General features: G+C 70.7%; 5 protein-coding genes. 4 read left to right on the forward strand and 1 reads right to left on the reverse strand.

All coding sequences use genetic code 11. From position 1 onward, the window contains the following. Window positions 1-26 precede the first annotated feature (26 nt). Window positions 27-584, forward strand: a complete 558-nt coding sequence (locus ACIA8K_RS32025; protein ID WP_396066024.1) for a hypothetical protein — start codon at window positions 27-29, stop codon at window positions 582-584. 4 nt (window positions 585-588) lie between these two features. Next, window positions 589-2,031: an MFS transporter gene (locus ACIA8K_RS32030; RefSeq protein ID WP_396066026.1), complete on the forward strand. Its 1,443-nt coding sequence runs from the start codon at window positions 589-591 to the stop codon at window positions 2,029-2,031. A gap of 564 nt (window positions 2,032-2,595) precedes the next feature. On the opposite strand, the gene ACIA8K_RS32035 is transcribed toward ACIA8K_RS32030, so the two are convergent. Further along, complete coding sequence (locus tag ACIA8K_RS32035) at window positions 2,596-2,982, reverse strand: ArsR/SmtB family transcription factor (RefSeq protein WP_396066028.1); 387 nt, start codon at window positions 2,980-2,982, stop codon at window positions 2,596-2,598. Between the two features lie 51 nt (window positions 2,983-3,033). On the opposite strand from ACIA8K_RS32035, the gene ACIA8K_RS32040 reads away from it, so the two are divergent. Both ACIA8K_RS32040 and ACIA8K_RS32045 read left to right on the forward strand, forming a co-directional pair. Further along, complete coding sequence (locus ACIA8K_RS32040) at window positions 3,034-4,023, forward strand: cation diffusion facilitator family transporter (RefSeq protein WP_396066030.1); 990 nt, start codon at window positions 3,034-3,036, stop codon at window positions 4,021-4,023. A 292-nt stretch (window positions 4,024-4,315) separates the two neighbouring features. Next, on the forward strand, window positions 4,316-6,094 hold a 1,779-nt coding region (locus ACIA8K_RS32045; RefSeq protein ID WP_396066044.1), incomplete at its 3' end, for an ATP-dependent Clp protease ATP-binding subunit.

The raw sequence follows: 6,094 nt of genomic DNA on the forward strand, positions 1-6,094 counted from the left end.
CGGGGTACGACGAGAGCATCGCCACCATGCGCGCCTTCGACGAGGTCCACGCCGCCCTCGCCGCTCCCACCCCCGACGCGGCCTCGGCGCTGGCCGCCCTCACCCGCCTCCCGCAGGCGCGCGCCGAGCTCGACGCCGCCGAGGCCGCGCTGATCGAGGCGGCCCGCGATGACGGCGCCGGCTGGTCCGCGATCGCCACCGCGCTCGGCCTGAGCTCCCGTCAGGCCGGCGAGCAGCGCCTCGCCCGCCTCCGCCGCCGCGCCCCTCGTCAACAGGTTGTTGACAAGTCAGTGGCGCTAAGCGACGCGGTGAGCGCCCTGTCCGCGGCCGTGGCCGACGACCCTCAGTGGGACGGGCGCACCCCGCGGGCCGCACTCGCCCGGCAATGTCTGGAGATCGCGGCCTCGCTGAATCCCGATGATCCGCCCGGCGGCCTCTACAGCCTGGTCAACGACGTCCTCAGTGATCTCGCGGAGGTGCCCCGGGCCGCGCTGCCGCAGGCGCAGCGCCTCGCGCTCGCGGCGATGGAGTCGGCGGTGCGCGAGACCGGCATTGACAGTGATCGGCGCAGCAGCCAGAGTTGAGCCGGTGGAACTCAACATTGCGCGACGCAACACCGTGCTGTTCGTGACCGTCTCGCTTGTCGCCGGCTTCGGCGGCACCGCGATGATCCTCACCTCCGGCATCTGGGTCATGGACCTGACCGGCGACCCCGGCCTGGCCGCACTGGCCCCCGCCTGCGTCTACCTCCCGTCGCTGGCCGGCCCGCTGCTCGGTGCGCTCGCGGACCGTTTCTCCCGGCGTTCCCTGCTCGTCCACACCTGTCTGATCACCGCGGCCGCGCTGCTCACGCTGCTCGCGGTGCGGGGCCCCGGCCACCTCTGGCTGATCTGCGCCGTCATGCTCGGCTACGGCGCCGCACTCACCATCGTCGACGCCGCCGAGGCCGCCCTGCTCCCCGCCGCCCTGCCCGCCGCCACGCTCGGCACGGTCAACGGCCTGCGGATGAGCGCCCAGGAGGGCGTCAAACTCCTCGCCCCCTTGGCCGGCGCCACCCTCTTCACTCTGGCCGGCGCACCCCCGGTCATCGCCCTGTCCGCCACCCTCCTCGCCACCTCCGCCCTCCTCTACGCCTCCCTCCACCTGCCGAAAAGCGGACACGCACCCCCGGCGGCGCAGGCCTCCCCGGCGGCGCAGATCGCTCCGGCGGCGCAGATCGTTCCAGCGGCGGGGGCCTCCACGGCCGCGCAGGTCGCTCCGGCCGCGCAGGCCTCGTCGGGGGCGCGGACCCTGCCGGCCGATTGGCCCCGTGGCGCGCGGCCGGTCGGCGATCGGGTTGGGCTGGGGGCCGAGCCGGCGAGCGGTGGGGCGTCTCCGGGAGGTGACCGGGTAGCTGCGGGGTCGACGCGGAGCGGTCAGGCGGCTGGCTGGTGGTCGTCGTGGGCCGTGGGTGCCGGGCATCTGCGCAGGCAGCCGGGACTGGGCGCGATCGTGCTTGTCGCGGCCGTGGGGATGGGTGCGGCCGGGCTGGCGTCAGGCGTCCTCTACGCGATGATCGACAACGGTCTGGGCCGGTCGCCCGCGTTCGCCGGCGTGCTCAGTGCCGCGCAGGGCGGAGGTGCGATCGCCGGCGGGCTCGCGGCCGGCCGGATCATGGCGTCGACCGGCCGGCGGATGACCGGCGAGATGCTGCTTGCCGCCGTGGGCGCGATCGTGCTCGCGGCCGGGCTGGTGCTGCGCGCCGTACCGTGGCTCCCGGCCGTGCTTGCCGGCAGCCTACTGACCGGGATCGGCCTGCCCTGGGCGGTGGTGGCCGCGTTCACCGCGATTCAGCGCGCCACCCCGGAGTCCTCCCTCGGCCGCGTCTCCGCCACTGCGAATTCGCTGATCTTCGCCGCGCCAGCGGTCGCCACCCCGGCCGGCGCCGTCCTGCTGCAGGTGAGCGGCTACCGGCCGGTCCTGCTTGGCGCCGCGGCACTCTCGCTGACCGCGGGCCTCGCGCTGACCCGCGCCCAATGCCACTCAGCTTGATCATGGTTTCCGACCTGGGCTTTTGCTACTGACCTTTCGGGGGCGGGATGAGCGCCGCCGCAGCCCGCTGGATCACGGAACGTTCGGGCGCGACGCACCCGGCGGTACGTGGGACCGGACCTGGACCGCAAAGGGTCAGTAGGGGCCCGCCTGGCTCGGCGATGCTCACCGTGAATCCGGAAGGTCCGTCTGTCCCGCAGGTTGGATCAGGAGCGGCAGGCTTCGCGCGTAAGGACGAAGCCTCCTGCATCGGAAATGTCGTCTTATGAGCACGTGGCCGGGGATGGTCAAGATCCTTGTTTTGCTCACGGTCCTTTCCCAGCGGTGCAAAGGACCGTGAGCAAAACAAGGATCTTGATTCCCGCATAGCGGAAGATCCTTTTCCGGCCGGCGGGCTGGACGGTCTCGCCGGGCATGGGCCCTGAACCCGAAAGCTCAGTTACGCCCACCTGCGTCTGCGCCTTACCCGCCGGATCGGGCAGGAGGGCATCCGCACTGGCCAGAAGCCCGCGACCGGACCGGGCCCATTTCTCGGCTCGGCTCGATCCACCAATATGGCCAAGATCAGCGTTGGGTGTCCGGGGTGGTGGCGAGGAAGTGTTCGGCCTGGGCGAGGGATTCGAGGACGAGGCGGCGGACGTGCGGGCCGGTCAGGCGGTAGAGGACGCGCCGGCCGTCGCGGCGGGTGGTGACCAGGCCGGCCAGGCGGAGTTTCGCGAGGTGCTGGGAGACGGCGGGGCGGGCGGCGGTGGTGAGGGCGGCGGTCAGGGCGGTCACGTCCTGTTCGTCGTCGCGCAGGTGCCAGAGGAGGCGGAGACGGGTCTCGTCGCCGAGCATGCGCAGTGCGGCGACGGCGGCGGTGAACACCGGCCCGGTTGCGTGGCCGTGACCGTTGTGAGCTGCGGGTTCCTGCACAGGAGCGGCAGTTGACGGGTAGTCGCGTGCGTACATGAGCACATATGATGCCATCCGGCAGGCGGGGACGACCACTGGGGGCAGTCAATGAGTCACGCACACGGTCAGCGGCTGAGGCACGCGCTCACACCGCACTCCCACGACGCGGCGGACCGGGTCGATGCGCGCCTGGCGGACAGCCGTACCGGCATGCGTGTGCTCTGGTGGTCCTTTGCGGTGCTGGCGGTGACGGCGGCGATCCAGGGTGCCGTCGTCGCGTGGACCGGCTCGGTCGCGCTGCTCGGGGATGCCGTGCACAACGTCGGTGACGCGCTCACGGCCGTACCCCTCGGGATCGCCTTTGTTCTTGGGCGCCGTCGGGCGAGTCGCCGTTTCACCTATGGACTGGGGCGGGCGGAGGATCTCGCCGGAATGGTGATTCTGCTTGTCATCGCCGCGTCGGCGGTGTTCGCGGCGACGGAGGCGGCCGACCGGCTGCTGCATCCGCGGGACCTGACCCACGCCGGCGCGGTCGCGATCGCGGCGTTGATCGGCTTCGCCGGGAACGAGGCGGTCGCGCGCTGGCGGATCACCGTGGGGCGGCGGATCGGCTCGGCGGCGCTTGTCGCGGACGGTCTGCACGCCCGCGCGGACGGCTTCACCTCGCTCGCGGTGCTGCTCGCGGCCGGTGGTGCGGCGCTGGGCTGGCGGTGGGCGGATCCGGTGGCGGGGCTGGGCATCGCGGCCAGGATCGCGATTGTGCTGGCGGTGGCCGCGAAGGAGGTGTGCGGCCGGATGCTTGACGCGGTGGACCCTGCGCTTGTGGATCGGGCGCATGCGGCACTGCGGGCGACGCCGCAGGTCACCGGCGTGGACCGGGTACGCCTGCGCTGGCTCGGACACAGCCTGCACGCGGAGGCGGAGATCGCGGTGCCGGGCGCGCTGCGGGTCGACGAGGCACACCTGATCGCGCACGAGGCGGAGCACGCGTTGATCCACGCGCTGCCCAGGTTGACCGCCGCGACCATCCACACACACCCGGCGGATTCCGCTAAGGGCGGAAGGCATTCACCTGACAGCGGAAGTGGTCCGTTTTGAGCCGTTCCCGCACTGTGAAAGATCTTCACTGCGGTAGGGTGAGCTATGCGGCAGAGCGCCTGCCCGAGCCCTGCATGGCGGTCCCGAGCGTGACGACGGGGCACAGCGAGAGCCCATGCGATCGCGGCCAAGAGGCTTTCCTCAGCGCAACCCTGGGGATAAATCGGGCGCCCTGTCGTTGTGGTGCTGGTGTTTCGACAGTGCTGCACTGGTGGCGCTGTGGTTGAAGTGCTGCTTGTGCCGTACGTTTCAGCGGGAGTGCGTGGGATTCCGCAGTGAGGACGTGATGGGCATGTTTGAGCGGTTCACCGACCGAGCGCGTCGGGTTGTCGTCCTGGCTCAGGAAGAAGCCCGGATGCTCAACCACAACTACATCGGCACCGAGCACATCCTGCTCGGTCTCATCCACGAGGGTGAGGGCGTCGCCGCGAAGGCCCTGGAGAGCCTCGGGGTCTCGCTGGAGGGCGTTCGCCAGCAGGTTGAGGAGATCATCGGTCAGGGGCAGCAGGCCCCGAGCGGACACATCCCCTTCACGCCCCGGGCCAAGAAGGTGCTGGAGCTGTCGCTCCGCGAGGCTCTTCAGCTGGGGCACAACTACATCGGTACGGAGCACATCCTGCTCGGCCTGATCCGCGAGGGTGAGGGCGTCGCCGCGCAGGTCCTGGTCAAGCTCGGCGCCGACCTGAACCGGGTGCGTCAGCAGGTCATCCAGCTCCTCTCCGGTTACTCCGAGGGCAAGGGCGGGGCGGCCACGGCCGGTACCGCGCCGGGCGAGTCCGCGCCGTCGACGAGCCTGGTGCTCGACCAGTTCGGCCGGAACCTGACCCAGGCAGCCCAGGAGGGCAAGCTCGACCCGGTCATCGGGCGCGAGAAGGAGATCGAGCGGGTCATGCAGGTGCTGTCCCGCCGCACCAAGAACAACCCGGTGCTCATCGGCGAGCCCGGCGTCGGCAAGACCGCCGTCGTGGAGGGTCTGGCCCAGAAGATCATCAAGGGCGAGGTCCCGGAGACGCTCAAGGACAAGCAGCTCTACACGCTTGACCTGGGTGCGCTGGTCGCGGGCAGCCGCTACCGCGGTGATTTCGAGGAGCGCCTGAAGAAGGTGCTCAAAGAGATCCGCACGCGCGGCGACATCATCCTGTTCATCGACGAGATCCACACCCTGGTCGGCGCGGGCGCGGCCGAGGGCGCGATCGACGCGGCGAACATCCTGAAGCCGATGCTGGCCCGGGGTGAGCTGCAGACGATCGGCGCGACCACCAACGACGAGTACCGCAAGTACATCGAGAAGGACGCCGCGCTCGAGCGCCGCTTCCAGCCGGTGCAGGTCGGTGAGCCGTCGCTGGCGCACACCATCGAGATCCTCAAGGGTCTGCGCGACCGTTACGAGGCCCACCACCGGGTGAGCTTCACGGACGCCGCGCTGGTGGCCGCCGCGACGCTTGCCGACCGGTACATCTCCGACCGCTACCTGCCGGACAAGGCGATCGACCTGATCGACGAGGCCGGCGCACGGATGCGCATCCGCCGGATGACCGCGCCGCCGGACCTCCGCGACTTCGACGAGAAGACCGCGGACGTGCGCCGGGCCAAGGAGTCCGCGATCGACGCGCAGGACTTCGAGCGTGCCGCCCAGCTCCGCGACCAGGAGAAGCAGCTCCTGTCGCAGAAGGCGCAGCGCGAGAAGGAGTGGAAGGCCGGCGACCTCGACGTCGTGTCCGAGGTCGACGACGAGCAGATCGCCGAGGTGCTGGGCAACTGGACCGGCATCCCGGTCTACAAGCTCACCGAGGAGGAGACCTCCCGGCTGCTGCGCATGGAGGACGAGCTGCACAAGCGGGTCGTCGGTCAGCTCGACGCGGTCAAGGCCGTGTCGAAGGCGATCCGGCGTACGCGTGCGGGCCTCAAGGACCCGAAGCGCCCGTCCGGCTCGTTCATCTTCGCCGGCCCGTCCGGCGTGGGTAAGACCGAGCTGACCAAGGCGCTTGCCGAGTTCCTGTTCGGCTCGGAAGATGCGCTGATCCAGCTGGACATGTCGGAGTTCCACGACAGGTACACGGTGTCGCGTCTG

Source organism: Catenuloplanes sp. NPDC051500 (assembly GCF_044454585.1).
GTDB lineage: Bacteria > Actinomycetota > Actinomycetes > Mycobacteriales > Micromonosporaceae > Catenuloplanes.

Coding starts and splice junctions, on each gene's coding strand:
- ACIA8K_RS32025 (WP_396066024.1), top strand. CDS start 27: ATGCGCGCCTTCGACGAGGTCCACGCCGCCCTCGCCGCTCCCACCCCC.
- ACIA8K_RS32035 (WP_396066028.1), bottom strand. CDS start 2,982: ATGTACGCACGCGACTACCCGTCAACTGCCGCTCCTGTGCAGGAACCC.
- ACIA8K_RS32040 (WP_396066030.1), top strand. CDS start 3,034: ATGAGTCACGCACACGGTCAGCGGCTGAGGCACGCGCTCACACCGCAC.